Consider the following 2980-nt stretch of genomic DNA (forward strand, 5'->3'; position numbering starts at 1 on the left):
CTCCGGGACAGTGAAGATCTCACCCTGGTAGGAAAACCGCTCCCCAGACAACGCCAGTTGCAGGATGTCGAGGGTTTCGTTGAAGCGCTGTCTGCTCTCCTCCCGCGGCACGCCGACGGCGTCGAACTCGCCCTTGGACACGCCACGTCCGATACCGATCGTGGTGTATCGGCCGTTGGAGAGGATGTCGAGGTAAGCAATCTGGTGCGCGAGCCGCACCGGGTGCCACCACGGCGCCACCACGACAAAGGTGCCGAGGCTGACCCGCTTGGTTCGGCCGGCGAAATAGCTCAACGCCTGAATCGGGTTGGGCGTCATGCCATACGGGGTCCCGCAGTGCTCCGGCATCCAGATGCCATCGAATCCCAGCGGTTCGGCTAGATCGGCGATCGCGAGGGTGCCCTGCACGCACTCCCAGTCGGGGGTCGCCGGCGGGTGGCTGAAATCACCGGCCAGCACGCGGTCCCAGTCGTGGGAGTTGTGCGCTCCGAAACCAAGATTCACCTTCATCGTTGCTGACTCCTTCTAATCCTTCGGTAATTGCCGCGGCGCACCGGTGCCCATGTACTTGGCGAGGTTGCGGTGCAGGTTGGCGGTGCTGCGTTCCATGTATGGGTTGGGCTTGGTGCCCTTGAAGCCAAGCGATTTCATGCCTTGCTGTACTGCGGCCATGTTGGAGAAGTCCTGCGGGAAGACCGTGCGCCAATCGGGGTCGTCGGGCGCCATGTACACCCACTCGGTCTGCAGCTCCTGGCCTCCGGGGTAGAGCTCGTAACAGGACGCCTCGAAGATGCAGCTATTGGGGTCGTAGCCATTGGGCCGGGCGCTGTAGCAAAGCGCCGTCGTCAAGCCCTGCCCGATCTGGAAGTTCGGGAAGATCTGCCACGCGGTGCCGCTTTTGGCCAAATGGTCGGGATCGATGGTCGGCCAAATCACGCCGCGTGCAGCATCATCGCGCCGCGCCGTCGAGAGCCAATGGGCGAGTACCTCATCGGCCGGGGTGTTCTCCGGCAGTTCATCGACCAGCCGACGCGCCGCGTCCACGAGCGTCTTGGTTGTGGTGGCGTTGGTTTCCTCCAGCGTGTAGATCTGCATCTCCGCCGTCGAGGTCCGCGGGTCTCCGGACCCGAGCCGGATCTTCGACTTCGTCTCCTCGAGATCCTCGGGTGCGTCGTAACCGATGTTGCTGTGCTTCCCGTGCGCCTTGGCCCAGCCGCGGAACGTGCTGAACTTGTTAAACTGCGGGTGCGTGGTGGCGACGTGGTAGGTCTCGTTGAACGCCTCGATGGCCACCTTCCAATTGCACTGGAAATGCAGCCATTTTCGCCACTTGCATCGCATGTTCTGCAAGCCGAAGGGATCGAGCATGGTGGCGGCGGGCTCGAGGTAGTCACGCAACGGCTCACAGTCGGGATCCATATTGATCCAGACCCAGCCGCCCCAGGTGTCGACCTTGACCGGGGCCAGGTGGATGTTCTGCGGCGTCAGCACACCCTGCCAGTCCTGCTGCTCCGGGATGTGGATGCAGCCGCCGTCCAGGTCGTAGGTCCAGCCATGAAATCCGCACACAAACGACTTCCTGTGGCCGCAAGCGCTTTTGACGCCCTCCGGCACGTCGACCAGGCGTCGGCCGCGGTGAATGCACACGTTGTGGTGAGCCTTGAGGGTGTCCGGACCGATGCGCACCACCACGATGGAGTCGTCGAGAATGTCATAGGTCAAGAAGCTGCCGACCTTCGGCAAATCCTCCACCCGCCCGACTTGTTGCCACACCTTTCGCCACAGCCTGTCACGCTCTGCGCGGGCGTAGTCCTCGGACAGATAGGCCTCGACGCCGATTGTCACCGGTTCGGAAAGGTCTTCGGCTGCTTGGACTTCGGTGTCGCTCATCACGTCCTCCTAATCGCCGTTCGGAAGGAGTCGTCCTTGAGAAAAAGAGAGGTGTTGTCGGCGTCCAAATGTGTCCATTTGAGGTCCAGGCCGCCGTCGACCAGAAGCGTTTGGCCGGTGATGTAGCTGGACAGGTCCGACAACAGGAACAGGATCGCGCCGGCGATTTCCTCGGGACGGCCGCGGCGGCCCATCGCGATGGCACGGCGATCGCGCTCGGCGTCTTCGTCGACGTAGGTGCGCGAGGCGGGCGTCGCGGTAATCCCTGGCGCTACCGCGTTGACCCGAATCTCGTCGAAGGCCAGTTCTACGGCCATGGTGCGGGTCATCGCCGCGACCGCTGCCTTTGCCGTGCCGTAGGCGATGTGAAACGGCGCGGTGTTCATACCGCTGATCGAGGAAATCGAGACGATCGACCCGCGACGTTTGCGTGCTTTCAGTTCTCCGGCCATGGCCTGGCTCATGAAGAACGCGGTTTCCAGGTTTTGGGTGAATAGGTCGCGCCAGTCGCTGCGGGCCACCCGGGTCGACGGCATCCAGGTCGACGGCGCGGCCCCGCCGGCCACGTTGACCAGCCCGTGCAGGTCGCCGTCGGCCCGCACCGCCTGCTCCATCGCGGCGGCCACCCCGTCGTCGGTCGCGACGTCGGCGGCCACCGGGACGATCGACAACCCCTGCTCGAGGAGCGGGCCAATATGGTCGTCGAGATTTTCCTTGCCCCGGCTGACCGCGATCACCGTCGCGCCGGCCTCGGCGAGCAAGCGGGTGACGGTGGTGCCGATGCCGCCACCCGCGGCGCCGGCCACCACCACCACGCGGTGGTCAAGACTGAGCAGGTTATCGGGCACTATAGCTTTTGTCCGGACAACATAGGCAGATGCGCATAATTGAGAATATGATTCTCTGCAAATGGCCAGGCGTCAAGGGGTGCTGCTAAGGCCACCGCGAACTATTGTCTGGACCAGAGTTGGTTGCTAACGTCACCGGCTGAACCCACCGTGAGCCAATGGCGGAGCTGGTGTCTAGTGACTGGTCTCTTGTTTGTCGTCGGCGGAGTGCCGTTCGTGGTGGCGAATGTAGTGAGTGCCAG

The 2980-nt window shown here is 63.3% G+C and carries 3 protein-coding genes; all 3 read right to left on the reverse strand.

The annotated features are described in order from the left end of the window. A partial coding sequence (locus WAN71_RS03555; RefSeq protein WP_422224007.1) for an LLM class flavin-dependent oxidoreductase occupies positions 1-510 on the reverse strand: 510 nt, incomplete at its 3' end. A 15-nt stretch (positions 511-525) separates the two neighbouring features. Next, positions 526-1890, reverse strand: a complete 1365-nt coding sequence (locus WAN71_RS03560) for an aromatic ring-hydroxylating oxygenase subunit alpha (protein WP_422224008.1) — start codon at positions 1888-1890, stop codon at positions 526-528. Continuing rightward, the gene (locus WAN71_RS03565; RefSeq protein WP_422224009.1) at positions 1890-2738 is read right to left on the reverse strand and encodes an SDR family NAD(P)-dependent oxidoreductase; all 849 of its coding nucleotides are present in this window, start codon (positions 2736-2738) and stop codon (positions 1890-1892) included. The genes WAN71_RS03560 and WAN71_RS03565 overlap by 1 nt, the downstream gene beginning before the upstream one ends. Positions 2739-2980: the final 242 nt, after the last annotated feature.

The organism is Mycobacterium sp. (assembly GCF_049280035.1).
GTDB lineage: Bacteria > Actinomycetota > Actinomycetes > Mycobacteriales > Mycobacteriaceae > Mycobacterium.

Bases quoted from the DNA above. Each gene is read 5' to 3' on its own strand.
- WAN71_RS03560 (WP_422224008.1), bottom strand. From the start codon at position 1,890: ATGAGCGACACCGAAGTCCAAGCAGCCGAAGACCTTTCCGAACCGGTG.